Genomic DNA, 24,187 nt, shown 5'->3' on the forward strand with positions numbered 1-24,187 from the left:
TCCCCCCTCTTGGGTAACTCCCGGCGCGCGATAAGGTTCAGCCCAAAATGACGGCGTCCATGCGGGCGGGATCGACCTCGGTGATGAAGGGGCCGTCGGTCCACAGCAGCAGACAGCGGATGGCCAAGTCCGGATAGATGCGCCTCAGGGCATCCCGGTAAGCCGCCATCTGCGAGACGTACAGGCCGGGAATATCCTCCGCCGTGCGGGGCGGCGGGCGGTTGGTCTTGAAGTCGACGATCTTGACTTCCGTCTCCGTCACCACCAGCCGGTCGATCTGGGCCGCCAGGGGGCGCGTGCCCACCGTGCCCACCAGGGGGACTTCCGACCGGCTGTCGGGACCGAACAGGTCGGCGAATTCCGGATGGTCCAGCACGCGCAGGGTTTCCGACCAGATTTCCTCCCGCGCGGCTTCGTCCAGGCCATGGGCCGGACGGTCCAGCCAGCGGCGGGCGGCCCCGGGCCGGGACGCCACCGGCATTTCCGGCAACAGCTGCAGCAGCTTGTGGATCAAGGTGCCGCGCTTGAAGCGGCGGGCCTCTTTCGCCTCGCCATCGCCCAGGGGCGACCGCACCGCCGGTTCCTCCCCATCCGGGCGGGAGGGGGCCAGCGGACGCGACGGTGCGGGCTCGGCCGCCGGCGGGGCCAGCAGCCAGGCGGGGGCGGGGGGCACCGCCTCGGCACCGTCGCGCGCGGCGCGTTGGGGGGGCGGGGGACGAGTCTGCGGCTCCGACAGCACCCGGCCGTCGCCGGCCCATCCCTGGCGTGACACGGCGGTCAGGTCGAAGGCCCGGCTGGGCGCTACGGCGGCCAGCGCCCGTTCCGTCAGCCGGAACCAGGTGTCGTCGCTGGTGGCCGTCTTGCCCTCATAGCCGCAGATATGCAGCCGGTCCTCCGCCCGAGTCAGGGCCACGTACAGTAGGCGGCGATATTCCTGGTCGCGCCGGCGATCGGCGGCGGCCCGGGCGGCCCGAGCTTTGGCGTCCTCCTGCTCCCGCCGGGGGGCGTACAGGGGAACGCCGGGGGCGGAGCCGCTCCCGGCGTCGCCTTCTTCGTTTCCGTGGGGCCACAGGATGCGGGGGCTGGTCACCGGCTTGCGCGTCGTATCGGGCAGGATAACCACCGGCGCCTGCAGGCCCTTGGAACCGTGGACGGTCATGATGCGCACCTGCCCGCCCTCCGGGCCGCGGTCCTTGGCGCCCGTGTCCAGCTCGCGCTTCACTTCCGTCTTTCCGGCGGCCAGCCAGTGCAGGAAGGTCTGCAGGGACGGCGGATGGGCACGGTCAAATCCCAGGCACAGGCTCAGGAACTCATCCACCGGGTCGATGGCCTCCGCCCCCAGGCGGCCCAGCAGGGCGCGCCGGCCGCTGACCGGATCGGCCGGGCAGGGACGGGTCAGCAATCCTGCGAACAGCTCATAGGGGGCGGTGTAGTCGACCTCGCCCAGCAGGCGGCGCAGCCAGGCATAGGCGGGCTGGAAGCGCGGGTCCGTTTCCGCCCGCTTCACCAGGGCCGGCCACAGGCGGCCGCCGCGCCCGTGCGCCAGGGTGAACAGCGCTTCCTCATCCAGGCCGATGAAGGGGCTTTTCAGCACGGTGGCCAGGGTCAGGTCGTCTTCCGGCATCAGCAAGAATTGGCCCACCGCCATCAGGTCCATGACGGCCAGCTGCTCGGTCAGCACCATGCGGTCCACGCCCGCCACCGGCACCCGCCGTTCCTTCAGCGCGCGCACCAGCTGCTGGACGAAGGCGTTGCGGCGGCGGACCAGCACCAGGATGTCGCCGGCGGTCAGGGGCCGGCCGCGCGCCTCCAGCACCTCCCCTTTGGCGATCCAATGCGCAATCTGGTCGGCGATAACGGTGGCCAGGCGGGCCTGGGGCCTGTCCTCCGGCTCATGGTGCAGGGGCGGGGACCAGGCCGGCGTGTCCGCCCCGTCGCCGGGCCGCACGAGGGGCCACAGCTCCACCGTGCCCGCCATGCCCTGGCGGAAGGGACGGTGACGGATGGCCTGGGCCGATACGCCGTCCCGGGCCTCCTGCTGCGCGAACACCGTATCCACCGCTTGCAGCACGGCGCCGACGGACCGGAAGCTGGTTTCCAGGTCAACGATGGCCCAGGGGCGTTCCGCCTGCTGCACCCGCGCCTGGAAGGTGCGGCGCATCCGGGCGAACTCCGCCGGGTCGGCCCCCTGGAAGCTGAAGATGGATTGCTTCTCGTCGCCCACCACGAACAGGGTGCGCCGGGCCTGCGACTGGCCCTCGCCGGCGAAGAACTCCTCCGCCAGGGCGCTCACCACGCGCCATTGCTCCGGGTTGGTGTCCTGCGCCTCATCGATCAGGATGTGGTCCAGGCCGCCGTCCAGCTTGTACAGCACCCAGGCGCAGGCCTGGGCGTCGCCGGTCAGCAGGGCGCTGGCCGCCAGGATCAAATCGTCGAAGTCCAGTTGCGCCCGGCTGTCCTTCCAGCGCTGATAGCCTTCCAGCATGCTGCCGGCCAGCGTCAGCAGGCTGGCGGTGGAATGGGCGACCGTCACGGCGCGCAGGCGCTCCTGCAGCGCCACCAGGCGCTGGCCTTCCTGGGCCAGGATGTCGGCCGTGCGCGGGTTGGCCGCCAGCGCGCCCTTGGTGGCCAGGCGGGAGCGCACCATGCCGTCGGCCGTCAGGAACAACTGGCGATAGGCCGCGATGTCGGTCAGGCGGCGCTCGATCTGGTCCAGCCACAGCTGGATGCCCTGGCCGCGCTCCACATCTGTCGCGGTGCCCATGGCCAAGGCGGAGCAGGCGGCGCGCAGGCCGGGGAGGTCCAGCACCTCGTCCCGGCAACCGGCGGCCAGCACGCTTCCCTCCGTCTCGCCCGGATCGACCTCCAAATGGCGGAACAGGGCGGCGACGGTGCCGTCCAGCCCGCCATGTCCTTCCAGGATGCGGCGGATGCGGCCGCGCTGGGCCACCAGGTCGGCCAGCAACTCGGCGAAGCTTTCCTCGTTCAGGGCGCCGGCCAGGCGCTTCAGGGCCCGGCCCAGGGGCGTGTCCGGCCGGTCCTGGGCGGACGCCAGCATGTGGGCCTGCGCCTCGGCCAGTGCTTCCGCCGCCGTGCGATCATCCATGACCTGGAAATTGGGGGGCAGCCGCGCCTCCAGCGGGAAGCGGCGCAGCAAGGACTGGCAGAAGGCGTGGATGGTCTGGATCTTCATGCCGCCCGCGGTGTCCAGCACGCGGGCGAACAGGCGGCGGGCGATCAGCACCTCATCCCGCGTGGGCGGGCGGCCGTTCAGGTCGGCCAGGGCCTGCGTCAGGTCGCCATCCGCCATGACCGCCCAACTTGCAAGGCGTTCTGCAATGCGGTTGGCCATTTCCGCCGCAGCCGCCTTGGTGAAGGTCAAGCACAGGATGCGGCCGGGCTCGGTGCCGGCCAGCATCAACCGCACCACCCGGTCGGTCAGCACCTTGGTCTTGCCGGTACCCGCCGAAGCCCCCACCCAGACCGACGTATCGGGGTCCGAGGCCTGGCGCTGCTTGACCGTGGGGTCGATCGGGCGATCCTGGGGGCGCGCCTCGCTCATGCTTCACCCCCGTCGCCCACCGACCACTCGGCCACGCGCGCCAGGTGCAGATAGTCGGAATAGCGCGGCGCCATGCCGGGCCGGGGCTGGGAGCGGTAGGGGGTGGATTCCTGGTCGAACAGGTCGATCAGCTGGCGCAGGCCTTCCACCGCCTCCGCCGCCAGGCGGGCGGGGTCCAGTTTCAGGGCCACCACCTGCCCGGCGGGCTCACCCCCCGTCAGGCGCCAGAAGGCCAACTGCTCCACCACCGGCGCCCGCAGGCCGAAACCGCCGGACAGGGCGATGGCGGCTTCCAGCGGCAGCTGCGGGGCGAAGCCCAGCTCCACGTCCTTGGCCCGGGGCGGGGTGCCGGTCTTGTAGTCGATGATGGCGACGGACCCGTCGGGGTGGCGGTCGATGCGGTCGGCCTTGGCGATGATCTCGAACGGCTTGTACGCCGTCTCCAGGGTGAGGATGCCCTTGGCCTCGGTCGCCAGGGGCTGGACACCGCCGGCCCGCCGCTCCCGCTCCAGCGCCAGGAACCAGTCGGCGATGCGCTCGAACCTGGGCCACCAGAAGGTCTCCAGGCTGGGCTGACCGCTGTAGGGGGCGAAGGCCAGGCGGCCGAAGCGCAGCAGCTGCTCGCGCGCGTCCTCGGGCAGCAGGGTGCCGGGGTTGGCCTTGATGAAGTCGTCCAGCGCCTTGTGGATCATCGTGCCGCGGTCGGCCGCCCCCGGATCGGCATCCAGCGGGTCCAGCGCCTCCAGGCGCAGGACGTGGCGGGCGTAAAGGGCGTAGGGGTCGCGCATCCAGGTCTCGATCTGGGTGACCGACAGGCGGCGCGGCCGGGCGGCCACGGGCGGGCGCGGTTCCGGCGGGGCGCAGGGGCGCACGGCCGCCGGCGTGTCCATGGCCTCCGCCCAGGCGGTCCAGCGGCCCATGGTGATGCTTAAAGCGCGGGGGCGGCCCAGCGCCTTCAGCACCGTGTCCAGCCGCAACAGCCAGCGCGAGGGCACGGTGGGCGTGCCCTCCACCCGTTCCGACCGGGTCAGCACCACGGTGGCGGCGCCGCAGGCCTGGGCGAAGTCGTGCGCCGTCTGGCCCAGGTGCCGTTCCGGCGTGGGCAGGCCGAAGCGCTGGCGCATGGGGCGCGACAGCCAGGGGTCGGCCTTGGGCTGCGGCGGCCAGGTGCCCTCGTTCAGGCCGCCCAGGATCATGACGTCGAACTGCTGCAGCCGCGCCTCCAGCAGGCCAAGGATGTAGAGGCGCGGGTGCAGGCCATAGCGGGGGCGCACCGCCCGGCCCACCATCAGGGCGCTGATGACGGCGGCATAGTCCGGCCCGCCCAGCTCGGGGAAATCGTGCCCGGCGTCCTGCAACTCGTCCACGAAGGCCGCGGCGGCCTCGCCATCATCCAGGCGCCACAGGCGCTCGGCGCCCGATTGCGTGTCGCTGGCGGCCAGGGCCTCCGCCGTGCGGGCATGCAGGTCCAGCCAGCCGGCCAGGGCCTTGCCCGTGCCGCTCATGGCCGCCAGCAGGGGCCGCAGGATTTCCTCCAGCCCGTCGATGAAGGCCGACAGGCGGGCGCGATGGGCGTCCGGGTCGCCGTGGCTGTCGAAGCGCCGGGGCTCCGCCTGGGCCAGGGCCAGGCGCAGGCCCTCGAAGCCATCGGCCGGCCGGGGGCCGCGCAGCACGGCCCGTTCCAGGTCGCGCACCTGGGCGCGGAAGAAGGATGGGTTCTGCCCGCCCGCCGCCAGGGGATGCTTCAGCAGGGACAACAGTGCCAGGGGGGCCGGCTCCGCCGCCCAGTCGGCCAGCAGGCGCAGATAGCTGCCCACGGCACTTTGCGTCAGTGGCAGGCCGGCGCTGTCGTTGACGGCGATGTCCCAGCGCTTCAGCGCCAGGGCCACGCGGCGGGCCAGGTCGCGGTCGGGCGTCACCAGGGCCGCCGTACGGCCCGGCGTCTCCAGCACCTCGCGCATCATCAGGGCGATGGCGCCCGCCTCTTCCTGCGGGGTGGCGGCATCCAGGCGCGACAGGCCGGCCAGGGCCTGGTCGGTCACCGCCGCCAGGGCGCTGGCGGACAGGTCCTGCCAGGCCTCCGTCGTGCCGGCGGGGCGCAGGGCCTCCGCCACCAGGCGGGCGCGGGCGGGGGCGCTGCGGCGGTGGGTCATGACCTCCGGCAGCGGGTCGGGCAGAGGCCAGGGCCGCACCGCGCCCCGGCGGATCTCCAGCCGTTCCAGCAGGCGCTTCAGCCCGTATTGCGGGTGGGCCTCGTCCAAATCCTGCCAGGTGGCCTCATCGCAATCGAGGTCCAGGCCGGGCAGGACGACGGCGCCCTGGGGCAAGGCCGCGACCACCGCCAGCAGGTCGGCGGTGGCGGGGATGCTGCCGGTGGAGCCGGCGGCGATGACGGGGCCGGGCGGCGGCTGGGCGCGCCAGGTTTCGGCCAGGGCCTTCAGCCGCAGTTCGCGTTCCTTGGCAGGATCGACACCCCCCTCGTCCGCCAATAGCGCCGGCCAATGCTGGGTGATGATTTCCAGGAAGCGCAGGGTCACCTGCCAGTGCTGGGCGTAGTCGTCCGGCACCAGGCGGGCCAGATCCTCGAATTTGCAGCCCTCGGTCTGCACCTCGTCCAGCAGGCGCGCCAATTCACCCGCCAGGCTCACGGCCTGGGCGGGGGTGGCGGCTAGGTCGGGGGCGCGCATGACCAGGCGGGCCAGCAGCAGCTGCCGGCGCAGGGCGGGCACGGCCTGGGGCAGCTCTGTGCCACCCTGGGTGAACACCACCTCGTCCGTATCCACGTCGCCCAGGGGCGACAGGCGGGGCAGCAGGATGGGCTTGCCGCCCGACAGGCGCAGGAAGGCTTCCCGCAGGGAGCGTACGGCGCGCACCGTGGGCAGCAGGACGGTCAGCCGCGACAGGGCCAGCGGGTCATCGCCCACCCGCGCCAGGATGCCGGCCGCCAGCGCGTCCACGAACGGCAGCCCCGGCGCGATGGTGAACAGGGATGTGCCGGTCTCTTCCCCCGATGCGGCAGGCCACGTCATAGGGTCAGGGCTCGGCCTTGCGCGGCTGGCTCAGCTTGGCGTCGTGCAGGATGGGGTGGCCCAGCAGGGTGTTCACCTCCTCCACCGCGTCGGGCGTGCCGACATGGAACCAGACGCCGTCGTGGCGCATGCCGTACAGGCGCCCCGCCTCCTCCGCCTGTTGCCAGAGCCTGAGGTTGGAGAAACGGTTTTCGGTGATGGCGTGGTACAGCTCCGGCTTCACGATGTGCACGCCGGCGAAGACGAAGGGCGCCAGTTCGCCCTCGGCGCGATAGCGCAGGCGGCCGTCGGCTTCCATGTGGTAATCGCCGGGGCCGTCATAGCCGACGGCGGCCACGGTTGGCATCATCATCAGCAGCACGTCCATGACCGCCGGGTCCCAGGTGGCGGCCAGCCGCTTCAGCGCCGGAATGGGCCCGTCCAGCCACAGGATGTCGGCGTTGACGACGAAGATGGGATCGGCGCCCAGGTGGGGCAGGGCGTGGCGTACGCCGCCGCCCGTCTCCAGCAGGTCTGCCTCGGGCGACAGGGTGATGGCGGGGCTGGACCGGCCCGCCAGATGGCTTTCGATCATGGCGCCCAGGTGATGGGTGTTCACCACCGCGCGTTCCACGCCGCTTTCAGCCAGCCGGTCCAGGGCGTGGTCCAGCAGCGGGGCGCCGCCCACCTCCACCAGCGGCTTGGGCCGCGTCAGGGTCAGCGGTCGCATGCGCAGGCCCAGGCCGGCGGCCAGTACCATGGCGGTGTGGGGGACGGAGGCGGCGGGGGCGGGGTTGGCAGCGGCGGCGATAGAGGCGGACATCGCGTCAGAAACTCCGGACGATGGTATCGGCATCAAGGTTAGCGGGCAGATGGCGTTCCACCCAGTGGGCAATCGGCGACAAGGCGGGGTGGCGGATGGCGCCGGTGAACTGGCCCCACACCCGGGGCAGGAAGGACAGCTGCGGCGCGCCGGTGGTGGCCTGGATCAGTTGCGCCACCCGACCCAGGATGCGGGCGTGGCGCACAGCGCCCAGTATGGCGGCGGACGCCCTGAAGGTCCCCTGGTCGATGTCGGGGAAGGCGGCCAGATAGCGCAGGGTCATGGCCTGGCGCAACGCCTCCGGCACGTCGCGCCGCGCATCCTCCAGCAACGACACCAGATCGTAGGCGCGGGGGCCGATGCCGCCATCCTGGAAATCCAGCAGGCCGCAGGCGGCCACGCCGGCCCGGCCTTTCAGCCGCATCAGGTTGCCGGGGTGGTAGTCGCGCAGCAGCAGGGTGGGGGGTAGCGACAGGGCCGCGGGCAGCACCCCCTCCCACGCCTCGGCCAGCTCGTCCCAGGCGCCGGCCGGCAGGGCGCGGCCGCGCACCACGGGCGCGAAGGCGTCGGCGAACAGCATGACCTGGTCGCGGAACAGGCCGACGTCATAGCGCGACAGATCGGGGGCGGAGGCCGGCACGAAACGCTGGTGCAGGGTGACCAGCACGTCGGTCGCCACCTCATACAGCGGCTGCCACGGCTCTTCCCCGCTGTCCAGCAGGCGGGCGTAGTCGTCGCCGCCCAAATCCTCGATCAGCAACAGGCCCTGCGGCTCGTCGCCGGCCAGGATGACGGGGGCCGACAGGGCACAGTCGCGCAGCAGGCCCGCGATCTGGACGAAGGGCGGCACTTGGCTGGCGGCCACCTCGTCGCGGCAATCCATCAGGATGGCGGTGGCGTCGCGTCCTTCGCCTCCCGGCCGCGTCAGGCGCTCATACCGGCGGGCCGACCAGTCGGCGCCCATGGGCTGGCGCCGGGCCGTACCCCAGCCAGCCTGGTCCAGGAAGCGGCGGATGACCGTCTCGCGGGGCGGGGTGTCGCGTCTCATGGCTCGGCAGCTTTCCCAGTCTCAGGGGCCCCAGTCTCGGGGGGGCCAGTCTCGGGGGGGCCAGTCTCGGGGGTCCAATCAGGAGTATCCAGGCGGCTGGCCCAGGTGCCTTGACCCGTCAGGGTGGCGCGCCGGCTTTCAGGTCCGGTGATGGCAAGGTGCAGGTCAAGCCGGTTGGCAGGCAGCAGCGCGCCCAAGCGCACCGGCCATTCCACCAGCGCCACGCCCTCATGAATAACTTCCTCCCACCCCAGTTCCAGCACCTCATCCGGTTCCGTCAGGCGGTAGAGGTCGAAATGCCACAGGGGGAAGCCGGGCAGGTCATAGGTCTGCACCAGGGTGAAGGTGGGGCTGGGCACCTCTTCCTCGGCATCACCCAGGCTGCGGATCAGGTGGCGGGCGAAGGCGGACTTGCCGGCCCCCAGGTCACCCGACAGGGCCACCACGTCGCCCGGCCGCAACAGCCGGCCCAGCCGCGCCGCCAGGTCGGCCGTCGCCTGCTCATCAGCCAGATCCAATGTCAGCGCGTGGGGCATGGGGCTCCTGAGGGTGGGATGGCGGGGTGGAATGGCGGGGGGCCGCCGGCGGATACTGCGGCGGCGTACGTTACCGGAGCAAGCATCCAGGCGGGACGCATCCCGCAAACTGGGCCCCGCAAACTGGGCAGTTGATTAGCGCATCAATTCGCGTGATGAAAGCAACCCGAACCGCCGACCGGCCGTGCGTACCCCTTTGGGCGCACCCTGCGCCGCCGGTCCCCGCGTGCCGTATGCCCAAGTGCCGTTTCAGGAGTAGACCAGACCCATGTCCAGCCAGCTTGAGACCATCGCCCCCGGCGGCGTCCACCGCACCGACGTCTGCATCATCGGCGCCGGCCCCGTGGGCCTGTTCGCCATCTTCGAATGCGGCATGCTGAAGCTGGACTGCCACGTGGTCGACGCGCTGGACATGGTGGGCGGCCAGTGCACCGCGCTCTACCCCGAAAAGCCCATCTATGACATTCCCGGCTATCCGCAGGTGGAGGCGGCCACCCTGATCGACCGGCTGGCCGAACAGGCCGCGCCCTTCAAGCCCAACTACCATCTGGGCCAGCAGGTCACGACCCTGACCCCGGGCCAGGATGGCCGTTGGCTGGTGGGCACCGATAAGGGCACCACCATCGACTGCCGCGCCGTGCTGGTCGCCGCCGGCTGCGGCGCCTTCGGCCCCAACAAGCCGCCGCTCGACGGCCTGGGCGAGTATGAGGGCAAGTCGGTGCACTATCTGGTGCGCCGCCGCCAGGATTTCGCGGGCAAGCGCGTGGTCATCGCCGGCGGCGGCGACAGCGCCGTGGATTGGGCCATTTCCCTGTCGGAGGTGGCGGAGCGGGTGATGGTGGTGCACCGCCGGGCCAAGTTCCGCGCGGCACCCGAAAGTGCGGCCCGCCTGGACCAGCTGGCCAAGGACGGCGTCATCGACATGGTGGTGCCCTACCAGTTGGCCGGCCTTGAGGGGGAAGGCGGCCGGCTGAGCGGCGTGAAGGTCGCGACGCTGGAGGGGGAGGAGAAGACCCTGCCCGCCGACGCCCTGCTGGCGTTCTTCGGCCTGGCCATGGACCTGGGCCCCATCGCCAGCTGGGGCCTGAACGTGGAACACCACCATGTGGCGGTGAACCCGGCCACCATGGCCACCAACGTGCCGGGCGTCTACGCCATCGGCGACATCGCGACATACCCCGGCAAGGTGAAGCTGATCCTGTGCGGCTTCGCCGAGGCCGCCATGGCCGTGCACGCCATCCACCCCCTGGTCCACCCGGGCGAGGCGCTGCACTTCGAGTACTCCACCAGCCGGGGTGTTCCCGGCAGTTAAGTGTTCCCTCAAGTGCCGGGCGCGGGCATCCACCCGCTGGGCTCATCCTCAGTTTCCAATCCACCGCGTTTCCCGGAAACTTCCCGTGGACGCGGTCGCGTTCTAGAGGGAAGAAAGGGGACTGGGGAAGTGCTCCTGCCCTACCGGCCTTCCTCCCGCACGATCAAGCGGTCGATGGCGTCGGACAGCGGGGGCAGGTGTTCCAGCACACTGTTCCACAGCACGCGGGTAGCCACCCGGCGGTCGGGGGGATGCAGCAGCTGGCCCATGGCCGCGATTTGGCGCCAGGGAATGTCCGGCTCCGCCGCCGTCACGTCGGGCGGCAATTGCCGGACGGCGGCCGACACCATCTCCAGCGAACGTTCCACCGCCCGCTGCAGGCCCCAGCTTTCGGCGAACTCCGGATAGGCGATGCCGGCGGTGATGCCGCTGATCCCATCCAGCATTTCACGCAGGTCGCCCAGGCGCAGAATGACGCTCCGCCGCATCGTCAGAACACGCGCAAGGCGTCGGCCTCGATCCCCGGGCGCAACTGGGGGTGCAGGCCGTCGCGGGTGGTGACTTCGGATTGCCGGCCCAGGATGGCGCGCACCTTGTCCTGGATGTCCGCCAGTTCGATCAGGCTGAAACGGGGGTTGTCGCTGTCCAGGAACAGGTCCACACCGCCTTCGCGCTCCGGCGCCGCCAGGCCACCCACCAGGAACAGATGCGCGACACCGGCCCGGTGCAGTTCGGCCTCATGGGCCCGCAGCTTGCTGACCGCCTGTTCCTGGTTCATCGCCGCCTCTTCAGCCGTTCTTGAGGGAAGCTAACATCTCCCGTCGCAGAATGGCATTGATACGGGATTGGTAGCCCTTGCCCTGGGACCGCAGCCAAGCCAGCACGTCGCTGTCAATCCGCACGGTGGTTGACGTCTTGGTCGGCTTGTAGAAGCGGCCGCGCACGGCGTCCTTCCAGAACTCATCCGGCAGCTCGGGGATGTCACTGGTGTCGATCTCGCTGTCCGGCCGTTCGGCCAGGGCCCGCAATTGGGCTTTTTCCTCCTCGGTCAACGGAGGAAGATCGGCCATTCGCATCCTAACGATCTTCGTGCTCATATTGGTGTCTTTCCATCCGCGTGGCTCTTCGCGCTGAAATGATCCGGACGACGGAAAGGCACCTCACTCCTCCCGCAGCAGCGGGGCCGCCGGTTGGCTGAGCGCCCGCCAGGTGGCGACCAGGCCTAGGGCCAGGGTGATGGCGGTGCTCAGCAGGGCGGTCAGCACCAGGGTCTGGGGCAGGAACACCCACTTCATGTTCATGACCTTTGTAAGCACGGCCCAAGCGGTCAGGGTGCCCAGCGCGCCGGAGATCACGGCCGTTACCAGGCCCAGGGCGCCGTATTCAATGAGGAAGGTGCGCAGAATGGTGGCTCGGACCGCCCCCAGCACCTTCAGCACCACGGCGTCGTAGACGCGGCGGCGGTGGCCGGCGGCGATGGCGCCGGCCAGCACCAGGGTGCCGGCTACCAGGGTCACGGCCGCCACCACCCGCACCGCCATGCCGATGTTGACGATGATGGTGGACACGGTGGCCAGCGCCTCCTTCACCCGAATGGCGGTGATGTTGGGGAAGGCCTGGATGACGGCGCGCTGGATGGCGGCCTCGGCCTCCGCCGGAGCGCGCACGGTGGCCAGGTGCGTCTGCGGCGCGTGCTCCAGCACGCCGGGGCTCATCACCAGGGTGAAGTTGATGCCTAGGGTGGTGAAGTCCAGGTCGCGCACCACCGCCACCTCCGCCTCGATCTCGCGGCCCAGGACGGACAGGGTCATGTGGGCGCCGGGGCCGATGCCGAAGGCCTGCGCCACGTCCTTGGAGATGGCCAGCTTGGGCGGCCCGCTGTAGTCCGCCGGCCACCAGGCGCCGGCCACCACCTTGTCGCCGGCGGGGGCGGCGGCCTGGTAGGTCACGCCGCGATCGCCGTTCACCACCCACTTCTTGTCGGGGTCGTGCACCTGCTCCTGCGCTGGCTTGCCCTCCACCCGCACGATGGTGCCGCGCAAGCTGGGCGTGGTTTCCAGATCGTGCGCGCCGGGCACGGCCAGGACCGTCCGGCGGAACTGGTCCAACTGGTCGGGCTGGATGTCGACGAAGAAGAAGCTGGGGGCGTTGGCTGGCAGGCTCTCCCCCACCTCGCGGCGGAAGTTGCCCTCGATCAGGGCCACGGCCACCAGCACGGTCAACCCCAGGCCCAGCGACAGCACCACCATGCCCGACAAATTGCCCGGCCGGTGCAGATTGGTCAGGGCCAGGCGCAGGGCCGGCCGCCGGGGGCGCGGCAGCAGGCGGGCCAGGCGGGTGATGCCGGTGCCCGCGCCTAAGAACAGCAGCAGGGTCGCCGCCGCCCCGACGACGAAGAAGGCCGCCAGCTTTTGGTCGACGGAGGTCAGCACGGCCAGGCTGCCTAGGGCCGCCGCCAGCCAGGCCAGCGCCGCCAGCACCAGGGCCGGCGGCCGGCCCCTGCGCCCCGCCGACCCCTCGCGGAACAGCCGCGCCGCCGGCACGCCCTGCGCCTGCCCCAGCGGCCAGAGGGAGAAGACCAGCGCGGTGGTGAGGCCGAACAGCGCGGCCAGGGCCAGACGGCCGGGATAGACGCCAATCTCCGCCGTGATGGGCAGCAGGCCCGCCAGCGCGCGCCCCGCCGCCAGCGGCAGCACGGCGCCCAGCACCAGGCCGGCGGCGATGCCCAGCCCGGCCAGCGCCAGGATCTGCATCAGGTAGACCTGGAAGATCAGGCGGGCGGGCGCGCCCAGGCATTTCAGGGTGGCGATGGAATGGACGCTGGCGTCCATGTGGCTGCGCACGGCGTTGCCCACGCCTACCCCGCCCACCAGCAGGGCCGTCAGGCCCACCAGGGTCAGGAACTGGGCCAGCCGGTCGATGAAGCGGGTCAACTGCGGGGCGGCGTTGTGGAAGTCGCGCACCCGCCAGCCGGCATCGGGGAAGGTCTGGTCCACGGTCTTGGCCCAGGCGGCGGCGTCCGTCCCCTCCGGCAGGCGCAGCTGGTAGGACCAGTTGACCAGGCTGCCCGGCCGGATCAGCCCGGTGGCCGGCAGGGCGTCCATCGCGATCATCAGGCGGGGCCCCAGCGCGATGCTACCCGACCCTGCCTTGTCCGGCTCATGATCGATGATGCCGCGCACCTCCACCGTCGTGTCGCCGACGGTCAGCCTGTCGCCGGTCTTCAGCGACAGGCGGGTGGCCAGGGTATCGTCGACGAAGGCGCCGAAGACGCCATCGCGCGCCGCTAGGCGGCCCTGCACGTCGCTGCCCCCATCCGTCAGCGTCAGCCGGCCATAGAGGGGATAGCGGCCGTCCACCGCCTTCAGCTCCACCAGGCCGCTGGCGCCTAGGTCGGTTTCTCCGCCGGCTGTGTCCGCCGCCTTGCGCGCCATGGCCCGCATGTCGGCGGTGACGGCCACGGTGCCCTGGCCCTCCAGCCACTGGCGCTGCTCCGCCGTCGCTTCGCGGTAGAGGACGCGGACCGACGCGTCGCCGCCCAGGATGGCCCGGCCGTCCTGGGTCAGGGACCGCTGGATGCCGCCTGCCACCGACTGCACGGCGGCGATGGCGCCCACGCCCAGGGCCAGGCACAAGAGGAAGATGCGGAAGCCCCGGATGCCGCCGCGCAGTTCGCGCCGCGCCAGCCGTGCCGCCAGCTTGAGTTCGATGAGGCTGATCATGGCGGCCTCAGTCGGCGAGTGCTGCGCGCGCCACGGCGGTATCCTCCACCACCCGGCCGTCGGCCAGGCGGATGGTGCGATCGCAGCGGGCGGCCAGGCCGGGGTCGTGGGTCACCAGGATCAGGGTGGTGCCGTGGCGGCGCGCCTGGTCGAACATCAGGCGGATGATCTGCTCCCCCGTCTCCTGGTCCAGGTTGCCGGTGGGTTCATCCGCCAGGATCAGGCGCGGCCGGGGGGCGAAGGCGCGGGCCAGCGCCACGCGCTGCTGCTCGCCGCCCGACAGCTGGCCGGGATAATGGTCCAGCCGGTGGGACAGGCCCACGGCCGCCAAACCGTCGCGGGCGCGATCGAAGGCGTCGGCCTCGCCCGCCAGTTCCATGGGCAAGGCCACGTTTTCCAGCGCCGTCATCGCCGCCATGAGGTGGAAGGATTGGAAAACGATCCCCACATGATCGCGGCGGAAGCGGGCCAGCGCATCTTCCGACAGGCGGTTCAGCGTCTGGCCCGCCACGGCGACCGTGCCGCCGGTGGGCCGTTCCAACCCGCCGATGACCATCATCAGCGACGATTTCCCCGACCCGCTGGGCCCGACGATGCTGATCCGTTCCCCCGCCTGGATCGAAAGGTCGATGCCTTTCAGGATGTTGACGCGCCCGGCGGCGCTTTCCAATGTCAGGGTCAGGCCGTTCAATTCCAGGGCGGGCTGGACAGGGGGCATAGGCGCGTGGCTTTCGGGCTGAAGGTCTCCAGCCGATATGGCCCGGGCCCCTTTTATTTCAACAGGAATACCGGCAATGCGACTTTCCTTTCTACTCGCCTCGCTGTTGCTCGCCCCGCTGTTGGCCCTGGGCCTGGCGACGGGCACCGCCCAGGCCCGGCCGCTGAAGGTGGCGGTGCTGGGCGACAGCCTGTCGGCCGGCTACAACCTGCCGCCGGGCCAGGGCCTGACGCGCCAGCTGGAGGCGGCGCTGCGCCAGGACGGCTTCGATGTCACGGTGGGCGACACCGCCGTCTCCGGCCAGACCTCGGCCGGCGGCCTGGCCGGCTTGGACTGGATGCTGGGCGACAAGCCGGACCTGGTGGTGGTGGAACTGGGCGCCAACGACATGCTGCGCGGCATCGATCCCAAATCCACCCGCGCCAACCTGGACAAGATTCTGTCCACCCTGAAGGACCGGCACGTCCCCGCCATCCTGGCCGGCATGAAGGCCCAGCCCAACCTGGGCGCCGACTACGTCGCCGCCTTCGATGCGATCTATCCGGATCTGGCCAAGCAGTACGCGCTGCCCTTCTACCCCTTCATCCTGGACGGTGTGGCGCTGGACCCGAAGCTGACCATCGCCGACCGCATGCATCCCAACGGCGACGGCGTGGCCATCATGGTCCGGGGGCTGAAGCCGCTGGTGGCCAAGGCGCTGACGACGCTGAACGGTAACGCCGCGGCCGGCAAATAACGGTTACACCAGCTCCCAGGCCTGGCGTATGACAGGCATCAACCTCTCCCGTTTAGAAGGACCCGTGCCCATGGAATACCGCCGTCTCGGCCGCACCGACGTCACCGTCAGCGCCATCTGCCTGGGCACGATGACCTGGGGCCGCCAGAATACCGAGGCGGAAGGCCATGCGCAGATGGACTACGCCTTCGACCGGGGCGTCACCTTCTTCGACACGGCGGAGATGTACGCCGTCCCTCCCACGGCCGACACCTACGGCAAGACCGAGGAGATCATCGGCACCTGGTTCCAGGCTACCGGCCGGCGTACCCAGGTCTTCCTGGCCAGCAAGGTCAGCGGCCCTGGTCCCATGCCCTGGGTGCGCGGCGGCCAGCACCGGCTGGACCGCACCAACATCCACGCCGACGTGGACGCCAGCCTGCGGCGCCTGCGCACCGACTACATCGACCTCTATCAGGTGCACTGGCCGCAGCGGCCCCTGGCCCTGTTCGGCCGGGGCACGCCGGAAGGACTGTACAGCGACGGCGGCGTGCCCATCGAGGAGACGCTGGCGGCGCTGGGTGAGCTGGTGACGGCCGGCAAGGTCCGGCACATCGGCGTGTCGAACGAGACGGCCTGGGGCGTCATGGCCTATCTGCGCGCGGCGGAACGGCAGGGGCTGCCCCGCATCGCCAGCATCCAGAATGTCTACAACCTGCTGTCCCGCGTCTTCGACACCGACCTGGCTGAGGTGGCGGTGCGCGAGCAGGTGGGCCTGCTGGGCTATTCGCCCCTGGCCGGCGGCACCTTGAGCGGCAAGTATCTGAACGGCGCCATGCCGGCGGGCTCGCGCCGCGCCATCGACACCCGCGGGTCCCGCTACGGCGGGCCGGTGGTCGACCCCATCGTGGCGCGCTACCTGGACATCGCGCGCCGCCACGGCCTGAACCCGACCCAGATGGCGATATCCTTCGCCCTGCGCCAGCCCTTCATGACCGCCGTCATCATCGGCGCCACCAGCATGGCCAACCTTGAAAGCAACATCGCCGCGGCCGACGTTACGTTGAGCGACGCGGTGATCGACGAGATCGAGGCCGTGCACCAGTCCAACCCGTCACCCTGCCCGTAAGGACGGGGTCCCGAGGTATAGCGTCATGATCCGCCTGTTCGTGGGCCTGGAAATGCCGGAAGCGGTGCGGGACGCCCTGTCCCGCCTCACCGGCGGCCTGCCGGGGGCCCGCTGGGTCCCACCGGAAAACTATCATCTCACCCTCCGCTTCATCGGCGAGGTGGATGAAGGCGTGGCCCAGGACATCGATGAGGCCCTGGACCTGGTGGTGGCCCCTGCCTTCACCCTGACGCTCGATGGGCTGGGCCAGTTCGGCAAGGGGGAGAAGTCGCGCGTGCTCTGGGCCGGCGTGCGCCCCGAACCGGCGCTGGACCATCTGCAGGCCAAGGTAGAGAGCGCGGTGGTGCGGGCCGGGCTGGGGGCCGAGACGCGCAAGTTCAGCCCGCACGTCACCTTAGCCACCCTGGGGCGCGAGACGCCGGCGGCCCGCGTCGGGCGGCTGATGGAGGAACACGGCCTGTTCCAGGCGGGGCCGTTCCCGATCGACCGCTTCATCCTTTATGAAAGCGTGCTGGGCCGGCAGGGCAGCACCTACCATGCGGTGCGGGATTATCCGCTGGGCGGCTGGCGGCCGGGGGAAGGGGCGCCCTGACGCGCAGGCCCCCTCGCGCATAATTGCGCATGCGCCCGGGGTGCGGATGCCGTATTTCCTCTGGAATCCCCTCGATAGCCGGAGTCGAGCCCCGCCATGATCCAGCCTGCCCGCCGCACCTTCGTCGCCCTGGATATGCCTGAGCCCAAGGCGGCCCGCGCCCTGGCCCAACGGCTGGCCGGGCATGTCGGCGGCGTCAAGCTGGGGCTGGAATTCTTCTGCGCCGCCGGCCCCGACGGCATCCGCACCGTGACCGAGGGCCTGGACATGCCGCTGTTCCTGGACCTGAAGCTGCACGACATCCCCAACACGGTGGCGGGCGCCATCCGCTCCGTCATGCCCCTGGCCCCGGCCTTCATCACCCTGCACACCCTGGGCGGGGCCGCCATGATGCGGGCGGCGGTGGACGCCGCCGCCGACGCGGCGGCCCAGATGGGCGTGCCCCGGCCCAAGCTGCTGGGCGTCACCGTGCTGACCAGCATGAGCCTGTTAGACCTGGCCTCGGTGGGCGTGGACCGGCCGGTGGCGGACCAAGTGGCCCTGCTGGCGGATCTGGCCCATGTCGCCGGCATGGACGGCGTCGTCTGCTCGCCCAATGAATGCGCCGTGCTGCGCCGGCAGCTGGGCCCCGACTTCACCCTGATGGTGCCGGGCATCCGCCCCGTGTGGGCCTCGGCCAACGACCAGAAGCGCATCATGACCCCGGCTGCCGCCGTGACGGCCGGCGCCACCTACCTGGTCATCGGCCGCCCCATCACCGACGCCCAGGACCCCGTCCAAGCCGCGCAGCGCATCGTCACCGAGCTGGCGGCCTGAGAATTTAGCGCATTGCTCTTGGGCCCCGACCGGGGCCGCCGGAAGTTTCCGGGGAGCGTAGCGGACTGGAAACTGAGGACTAGCCAAGCGGCCGCAGGGCCGCGCCGGCGTTTGAGGAGCACGCACCATGCCCGTCAAGGTGAAGATCTGCGGGATCAATCATCCCGAGGCCTTGAGGGCGGCGGTTGACGGTGGCGCCCGCTACATCGGCCTGGTGTTCTTCGCCAAGTCGCCACGCAACGTCTCGCTGCCCCTGGCGGCGGAGCTGGCGCGCATGGTGCCCACCGGCGTGCGCACCGTGGGCCTGTTCGTCGATCCCACGGATGAGTTCCTGGACCAGGCCCTGGCCCAGGTGCCGCTGGACCTGATCCAGTTGCATGGGGAGGAGACGCCGGAACGGGTGGCCGCCATCCGTGCCGCCACCCGCCTGCCGGTGATGAAGGCGCTGAAGGTGGAGACCGCTGCCGACCTGGACGCGGCCTCGGCCTATGAGCCGGTGGCCGATATCCTGCTGTTCGACGCCAAGCCGCCGAAAGGCGCGGTGCTGCCCGGCGGCAACGGCGTCGCCTTCGATTGGACCCTGCTGACCGGCCGGCGCTGGTCCAAGCCCTGGATGCTCTCCGGCGGCTTGACCCCTGACACGGTGGCCGAGGCCATCCGCGTCAGCGGGGCCGAGGCGGTGGACGTGTCCTCGGGCGTGGAGGACAGGCCGGGCCACAAGGACCCCGCCCTCATCCGCGCCTTCCTGGACGCCGTGCGCGGCGCCTGAATGAGAAAAAGGGGCCAGGCGCGATGCCTGGCCCCCGAATGGCGGGTCAATATCGACTGGCCCAAAACCTCAGAACCGATCCAGTTCCATGGTCTTGCTCCAGGCCGCCACGAAGTCCTTCACGAACTTCTCCTTCGCGTCGTCGCTGGCGTAGACCTCCGCCACCGCGCGCAGCTCCGCGTTCGATCCGAAGATCAGGTCGACGGGGCTGGCGGTCCACTTCAGGGCGCCGCTGGCCCGGTCATAGCCCTCGTAGACGCCCTGGGTCTTGGTGGACGGCGTCCATTTGGTGCCCATGTCCAGCAGGTTCACGAAGAACTCGTTGTTCAGCGTGCCCGGATGGGTGGTCAACACGCCGGTCTTGGACTGCCCCTCATTGGCGTTCAGGGCGCGCAGGCCGCCCACCAGCACCGTCATCTCCGGCACCGTCAGGGTCAGGGTGTTGGCCTTGTCCACCAGCGCCTCGGCTGGGGACAGCCGGTTGTGGGGGCCGTAGTAGTTGCGGAAGCCGTCGGCCGCCGGTTCCAGGTAGGCGAAGGAGGCGACATCGGTCTGCGCCTGGGTGGCGTCGGTGCGGCCGGGCTTGAACGGCACCTCGACGGTGTAGCCCGCCTGCTTGGCCGCCTGCTCGATGCCCACGCCGCCGCCCAGCACGATCAGGTCGGCCAGCGACACCTTCTTGCCGCCCTTCGCGGCGCGGTTGAAGTCGGCCTGGATGCCCTCCAGCTTGGCCAGCACCTTCTTCAGCTCCGCCGGGTCGTTGACGGCCCAGTCCTTTTCCGGGGCCAGGCGGATGCGGGCGCCGTTCGCGCCACCGCGCATGTCGGTGCCGCGGAAGCTGGCGGCCGAAGCCCAGGCGGTGCGCACCAGTTCCGGCACGGTCAGGCCCGATCCCTGGATCTTACCCTTCAGCTGCGCCACGTCTTGGGCGTCGATCATGGCGTAGTCGGCGGCCGGGATGGGGTCCTGCCAGCTGAACACCTCCTTCGGCACCTCATTGCCCAGGTAGCGGGCGCGCGGGCCCATGTCGCGGTGGGTCAGCTTGAACCAGGCGCGGGCGAAGGCGGCGGCGAATTCATCCGGGTTCTTCTGGAAGCGCAGGGCGATGGCACGGAAGCCCGGATCCATCTTCAGCGACAGGTCCGTCGTGAACATCATGGGCGGGTGGCGCTTGTTCGGATCATGCGCGTCCGGCACCAGCTCGCCGGCGCCCTTGTCCTTGGGCTCCCACTGGATGGCGCCCGCCGGGCTCTTGGTCTGCACCCAGTCGAAGCCGAACAGATTGTCCAGGTACTGGGTGGTGAAGGCGATGGGGTTGGCGGACCAGGCGCCCTCCAGCCCGCTGCTGACGGTGTCGGCGCCGTTGCCGGTGCCGCACTTGTTCTCCCAGCCCAGGCCTTGCTTCTCGATGCCGGCGCCCGCCGGATCGCTGCCCAGGCACTTGGCCTCATGCGCGCCGTGGGCCTTGCCGAAGGTGTGGCCGCCGGCGATCAGGGCCACCGTCTCCTCGTCATCCATGGCCATGCGGCCGAAGGCCTGGCGGATGTCCTTGGCGGCGGCGATGGGGTCTGGGTTGCCGTTGGGCCCCTCCGGATTCACGTAGATCAGGCCCATCTGGGTGGCGGCCAGGGGGCCCTTCAGCTGGTGCTGGCCGTCGAAGCGCTGGTCGTCCAGCCACTTCTTCTCCGGTCCCCAGAACACCAGGTCGGGTTCCCATTCATCGACGCGGCCGCCGGCGAAGCCCAGGGTCTTGAAGCCCATGTTCTCCAGCGCGACGTTGCCGGCCAGCACCATCAGGTCACCCCAGGACAGCTTGCGTCCGTACTTCTGCTTGATGGGCCATAGCAGGCGGCGCGCCTTGTCCAGGTTGACGTTGTCCGGCCAGCTGTTCAGCGGCTCGAACCGCTGCTCCCCGCCGCCGGAGCCGCCGCGCCCGTCACCCACGCGATAGGTGCCGGCGCTGTGCCAGGCCATGCGGATGAAGAAGGGGCCATAGTTGCCGTAGTCCGCCGGCCACCATGCCTGGGGCGTGGTCAGGACCTTGTCGATGTCCTTCTTCACCGCCTGCAGATCCAGGCTCTTGAACTCGGCCGCGTAGTCGAACTTGTCGCCATAGGGGTTGGACGCGGCCTCGTTCTGGCGCAGCGGGCTGAGATCCAGGCGGTTGGGCCACCAGTCCTGATTGGACATCGGCTTGTCCTGCTGGGGCCTGTCCATTTGGGGCTTGTCCTGGGCATGGGCGGCGCTGGCCAAAGCCAGCGGCGATACCGCCGCCGACAGCAGCAGGGCGAAGGAAAGGGCGCGCGTGTGCATCGAAGTCTCCCTTGTGGGAAAGTCAGAACTCGGATGCATCTGCAGCTAACATGCTGGAAAACACGGAACAAACTAATTGATTCTATAATTCTTATAGGGAAAATCTATAAAGGAAATAAAAATGAAAACGCCGCTAATGGATAAGCGGCATAATTATTAACATAAGGCGGACCGTTGGCGTTAATAATTTGTGCGGCGCGGCAATTCTTCGGCATTGGACATGCCTGCCTAGTGTCGTGCCTCGCGGATCGCCTGCGCCAGGCGCTGGTAGGTGGTGCTGAGCGCGGCACCGCTACGCCAGGCCAGCACGATGCGGCGCTTGGCCTCCGGATCCGGCAGGGTGCGGGTGGTCACGTGCAGGCCATGCAGCAGGCCGGCCTGCACCGCCATTTCCGGCAGCAAGGTGACGCCCAGCCGGTTGTCCACCAGATGCACCAGAGTCTGCAGCGTGGCGGCGGACATGGCCTGGCGTTGCAGGTCGGCGCGGCCGCAGAGCGCCAGGGCATGGTCGCGCAGGCAGTGCCCGTCCGGCAGCAGCAGCAGGCGCTCCGTCCAGTCGGCCTCCTGCGGCGTGGCAAGGCCGCCCACCGGGTCCTCCATATGGAAGGCCAGCATCAGCGGGTCATCGAACAGGAAATCGTAGTCCAGCGCCGTGCAGGGATAGGGCAGGGCCAGGATGGCGCAGTCCAGTTCCCCATGGCCCAGTGCCGCGCACAGGTTGGCGCTGAACTCCTCCCGCACATGCAGTTCCAGCAGGGGATAGCTGCTGGCGAACCTGGGCAGCAGGCGGGGCAGCAGATAGGGACCCACCGTGGGGATGATGCCCAGCCGCAGCATGCCGGCCAGCGGCCCCTCGCCATGGCCGATATTGCCCAGGTCCTGCGCCACCCGCAGCAATTCCCGCGCCTTTTCCACCACCTGCTCGCCCACGGCGGTGAAGGCCACCATGCGCCGCGTGCGTTCCACGAGGTGCAGGCGCAGCAGGGACTCCAGCTCTTGGATGCCGGAGGACAGGGCGGCCTGGGTGACGTTGCACGCCGCGGCCGCCCGGCTGAAATTCCGGTGCTCATGCAGGTGCACGAGATAGCGGAGTTGCTTGAGGCTGGGCAGAGTCATTGGTGGCGTCTTCAAGGGGACGGTGGCTACGCCATCTTAACCCCAAAGCGCCATGATTGGAATTATTCTAATTACAAAACCAATCGAAGTGTGTGGCACCGGGACAGATCCACACAAGATCCCTGGGACGCGCCCCTTTACATAGAAGAGGGCGACCGAAAATTTCCGGGGATCATCAGCGGGCTGGAAATCGGGAATAAGCCAGGCGGCCGGATGGCCGCGCCCGGCGCCTGAGGGACCTCAGAGAAGCACGTCCAGAAACATGCCCCGGCGATAGCGCGCGGGCAGGGTCAGGATGCCGTTGACCATCAGGCTGGCCAACTCACGGGCCGAGGGCCAGCGGTTACCGGGCTTGGCCTTCTGCACGGCGCGCGTGGGCGCCGGCGGCGGCACCAGGATGGAGTGCCGGTCCGAACCGTCGGGGATCAGCCCGCCGAGGCGGGAGGTGGTGGGGCGGGTCTCGACCATGGGGGGATCATATAGCCGGCCTGGGCCGAAGGCCAAGGGGCCTTATGGGCAGCCTCCCAAACCTCATAAATAATCCTGCACGATGTCGACGCTGGTCTCCACGCCCACCTTGTCGAAATTGGCGGCCAGCCAACAGTCGGCCGTCTCCCGCCCCTTGGTGAACAGGTACTGCAGGAATTCCGGCTCGGCGTTCAGCTTGCTGCTGGCGTGCATGTCGGCCAGGGCCTCGTCATTCTCGATGACGTGCATGCGCAGGGCCTTGTACTGGTCGGAGGTGAGGTCGCCGGAGTCGATGAGGCGGGAGACGAAGCGGATGGACCGCATCTCACGCATCAGCGAGGCGTTGAAGGTGATCTCGTTCACCCTGTCGGCGATCTCGAACGGCGTCTTGGGCACGCCCTTGCGCACCAGCGGGTTGATCTGCACGACGATGATGTCGTGGCTCTCGTTCTCGTACGCGATGGGCCACAGCGACGGGTTGCCCATGAAGCCGCCGTCCCAATAATACTCCCCTTTGATCTCCACCGCCTGGAACATCTGGGGCAGGCAGGCCGAGGCCAGCACGGCGTCCACGGTGATGTCGCGATTGCGGAAGATCTTGACCTTGCCCGTCTCCACATTGGTGGCGGACAGGTAGAGGTCGATGCCGGCGGCGAAGCGCACCTGGTCGAAATCGATCAGGTCTTCCAGGATGCGGCGCAGCGGGTTGATGCCCAGCGGATTGCTCTGATAGGGCGAGACCAGCATGTTCATGATGTTGAACCAGGCATAGCCAGGGCTGTCGTCCACCCGCCAGCTGCCGCGCAGGCGTGACAGCAGGCTGCGCTGCAGCGGCGACCCACGCCCGGCCTCGCCCACCTTGGTCCAGAAGGTGCGCAGCGCCTGGCGGGCTCCTTCGCGCCCGTCCTTGCCATAGCCGTCGGCCATGACCACCGCGTTCATGGCGCCGGCGCTGGTGCCGGAGATGGCCTCTACTTCCAGCCGGCCATCCTCCAGCAGACGATCCAGCACGCCCCAGGTGAAGGCGCCGTGCGACCCACCGCCCTGCAGGCCCAGGTTAACCCGCTTGTGCGGCTGGCCGTTGCGCCCCTTCGCCTTGGGGGCGGCGGCCTCGTTGGAACCGGGCGGATTTTGGGGAGGCGTGCTGTCGGGCATCGGGGGACCTTGTCGCTGGGTTGATCCATGATGCGGCGCAACCGAACGGCGGCCGGAACGCGAAGATACCCCTGGGCGGCCGGCCTTGCGGCGCCCCCGGGGCGTCAATGATATGGGGCCGCGCCCCGCAGGTCCAAGAGCGGCAATTCGCGCCGCGCCCGGCCGTTTGCGCGGGCCGTTTGCGCGGAAGGCCGGCCCGACCTTGGCACTCTATCGCGGTCCGCCGCCACGCGTCGTTACAAATCTCCCCTCGAAATGTTGCGCCGCCAAACCGATGTGCCGCCCCGACTTTGCGCCCACCGGCCGCTTCTGCTAAAACCGACGCGCGATCGGTATCCCATATCCGCCTTCGGGGGTTGGCGAAGGGGCCGCGACGGCTGGGATC

The 24,187-nt window shown here is 69.9% G+C and carries 20 protein-coding genes; 6 read left to right on the forward strand and 14 right to left on the reverse strand.

The features are described from left to right. Positions 1–37: 37 nt before the first annotated feature. From addA to tsaE, 5 genes are read right to left on the reverse strand one after another with little or no spacing between them, the layout of a single operon-like run. Positions 38–3,562 carry a double-strand break repair helicase AddA gene (gene addA, locus FBZ87_RS13890; RefSeq protein ID WP_145610872.1) on the reverse strand — a complete coding sequence of 1,175 codons (3,525 nt, stop codon included), beginning with the start codon at positions 3,560–3,562 and terminating at the stop codon, positions 38–40. Continuing rightward, positions 3,559–6,591 (reverse strand): double-strand break repair protein AddB, encoded by a 3,033-nt coding sequence (gene addB, locus FBZ87_RS13895; RefSeq protein WP_145610873.1) that lies wholly within the window; start codon positions 6,589–6,591, stop codon positions 3,559–3,561. Before addB ends, addA begins: the two co-directional genes overlap by 4 nt. Positions 6,592–6,595: 4 nt before the next feature. Then, positions 6,596–7,393 carry a nucleotidyltransferase family protein gene (locus tag FBZ87_RS13900; RefSeq protein ID WP_145610874.1) on the reverse strand — a complete coding sequence of 266 codons (798 nt, stop codon included), beginning with the start codon at positions 7,391–7,393 and terminating at the stop codon, positions 6,596–6,598. A gap of 4 nt (positions 7,394–7,397) precedes the next feature. Then, positions 7,398–8,441 (reverse strand): aminoglycoside phosphotransferase family protein, encoded by a 1,044-nt coding sequence (locus FBZ87_RS13905; protein ID WP_145610875.1) that lies wholly within the window; start codon positions 8,439–8,441, stop codon positions 7,398–7,400. Continuing rightward, positions 8,438–8,977 (reverse strand): tRNA (adenosine(37)-N6)-threonylcarbamoyltransferase complex ATPase subunit type 1 TsaE, encoded by a 540-nt coding sequence (gene tsaE, locus FBZ87_RS13910; RefSeq protein ID WP_246134397.1) that lies wholly within the window; start codon positions 8,975–8,977, stop codon positions 8,438–8,440. The genes FBZ87_RS13905 and tsaE overlap by 4 nt, the downstream gene beginning before the upstream one ends. A 268-nt stretch (positions 8,978–9,245) precedes the next feature. On the opposite strand from tsaE, the gene FBZ87_RS13915 reads away from it, so the two are divergent. After that, on the forward strand, positions 9,246–10,289 hold the full coding sequence (locus FBZ87_RS13915; RefSeq protein ID WP_145610876.1) for an NAD(P)/FAD-dependent oxidoreductase: 1,044 nt from the start codon (positions 9,246–9,248) through the stop codon (positions 10,287–10,289). Positions 10,290–10,429: 140 nt separating this feature from the next. On the opposite strand, the gene FBZ87_RS13920 is transcribed toward FBZ87_RS13915, so the two are convergent. The 5 genes from FBZ87_RS13920 to FBZ87_RS13945 all read right to left on the reverse strand — a co-directional run bounded on the left by FBZ87_RS13920 (position 10,430) and on the right by FBZ87_RS13945 (position 14,729). Further along, complete coding sequence (locus FBZ87_RS13920; protein ID WP_145610877.1) at positions 10,430–10,777, reverse strand: HepT-like ribonuclease domain-containing protein; 348 nt, start codon at positions 10,775–10,777, stop codon at positions 10,430–10,432. Between the two features lie 2 nt (positions 10,778–10,779). Beyond that, on the reverse strand, positions 10,780–11,067 hold the full coding sequence (locus tag FBZ87_RS13925) for a nucleotidyltransferase family protein (protein WP_145610878.1): 288 nt from the start codon (positions 11,065–11,067) through the stop codon (positions 10,780–10,782). Positions 11,068–11,077: 10 nt separating this feature from the next. Further along, complete coding sequence (locus FBZ87_RS13930; RefSeq protein ID WP_246134398.1) at positions 11,078–11,359, reverse strand: BrnA antitoxin family protein; 282 nt, start codon at positions 11,357–11,359, stop codon at positions 11,078–11,080. 90 nt (positions 11,360–11,449) lie between these two features. Then, positions 11,450–14,011, reverse strand: a complete 2,562-nt coding sequence (locus FBZ87_RS13940) for an ABC transporter permease (protein ID WP_145610879.1) — start codon at positions 14,009–14,011, stop codon at positions 11,450–11,452. A gap of 7 nt (positions 14,012–14,018) precedes the next feature. Continuing rightward, positions 14,019–14,729 carry an ABC transporter ATP-binding protein gene (locus tag FBZ87_RS13945; RefSeq protein WP_145610880.1) on the reverse strand — a complete coding sequence of 237 codons (711 nt, stop codon included), beginning with the start codon at positions 14,727–14,729 and terminating at the stop codon, positions 14,019–14,021. A gap of 76 nt (positions 14,730–14,805) precedes the next feature. Between FBZ87_RS13945 and FBZ87_RS13950 the strand changes: the two genes are divergently transcribed. The 5 genes from FBZ87_RS13950 to FBZ87_RS13970 all read left to right on the forward strand — a co-directional run bounded on the left by FBZ87_RS13950 (position 14,806) and on the right by FBZ87_RS13970 (position 18,750). Next, positions 14,806–15,465 carry an arylesterase gene (locus FBZ87_RS13950; protein ID WP_145610881.1) on the forward strand — a complete coding sequence of 220 codons (660 nt, stop codon included), beginning with the start codon at positions 14,806–14,808 and terminating at the stop codon, positions 15,463–15,465. A gap of 70 nt (positions 15,466–15,535) precedes the next feature. Next, entirely contained in the window at positions 15,536–16,573 is a 1,038-nt protein-coding gene (locus FBZ87_RS13955; protein WP_145610882.1) for an aldo/keto reductase, read from the forward strand. A gap of 25 nt (positions 16,574–16,598) precedes the next feature. Next, entirely contained in the window at positions 16,599–17,165 is a 567-nt protein-coding gene (thpR, locus tag FBZ87_RS13960) for an RNA 2',3'-cyclic phosphodiesterase (RefSeq protein WP_145610883.1), read from the forward strand. 96 nt (positions 17,166–17,261) lie between these two features. After that, positions 17,262–17,981 carry an orotidine-5'-phosphate decarboxylase gene (pyrF, locus tag FBZ87_RS13965; RefSeq protein ID WP_145610884.1) on the forward strand — a complete coding sequence of 240 codons (720 nt, stop codon included), beginning with the start codon at positions 17,262–17,264 and terminating at the stop codon, positions 17,979–17,981. A gap of 127 nt (positions 17,982–18,108) precedes the next feature. Continuing rightward, positions 18,109–18,750, forward strand: a complete 642-nt coding sequence (locus FBZ87_RS13970; protein WP_145610885.1) for a phosphoribosylanthranilate isomerase — start codon at positions 18,109–18,111, stop codon at positions 18,748–18,750. Between the two features lie 69 nt (positions 18,751–18,819). Here FBZ87_RS13970 and katG read toward each other — a convergent pair whose 3' ends face one another. From katG to FBZ87_RS13990, 4 genes are all read right to left on the reverse strand, one after another. Continuing rightward, positions 18,820–21,063: a catalase/peroxidase HPI gene (gene katG, locus FBZ87_RS13975; protein ID WP_145610886.1), complete on the reverse strand. Its 2,244-nt coding sequence runs from the start codon at positions 21,061–21,063 to the stop codon at positions 18,820–18,822. A gap of 228 nt (positions 21,064–21,291) precedes the next feature. Further along, positions 21,292–22,179 carry a hydrogen peroxide-inducible genes activator gene (locus tag FBZ87_RS13980; protein WP_145610887.1) on the reverse strand — a complete coding sequence of 296 codons (888 nt, stop codon included), beginning with the start codon at positions 22,177–22,179 and terminating at the stop codon, positions 21,292–21,294. A 240-nt stretch (positions 22,180–22,419) separates the two neighbouring features. Beyond that, the gene (locus FBZ87_RS13985; protein WP_004274531.1) at positions 22,420–22,647 is read right to left on the reverse strand and encodes a hypothetical protein; all 228 of its coding nucleotides are present in this window, start codon (positions 22,645–22,647) and stop codon (positions 22,420–22,422) included. Positions 22,648–22,710: 63 nt separating this feature from the next. Next, positions 22,711–23,802 carry a patatin-like phospholipase family protein gene (locus tag FBZ87_RS13990; RefSeq protein WP_145610888.1) on the reverse strand — a complete coding sequence of 364 codons (1,092 nt, stop codon included), beginning with the start codon at positions 23,800–23,802 and terminating at the stop codon, positions 22,711–22,713. Positions 23,803–24,187 lie beyond the last annotated feature (385 nt).

The sequence above is a fragment of the Nitrospirillum amazonense genome (assembly GCF_007828035.1).
GTDB lineage: Bacteria > Pseudomonadota > Alphaproteobacteria > Azospirillales > Azospirillaceae > Nitrospirillum > Nitrospirillum amazonense.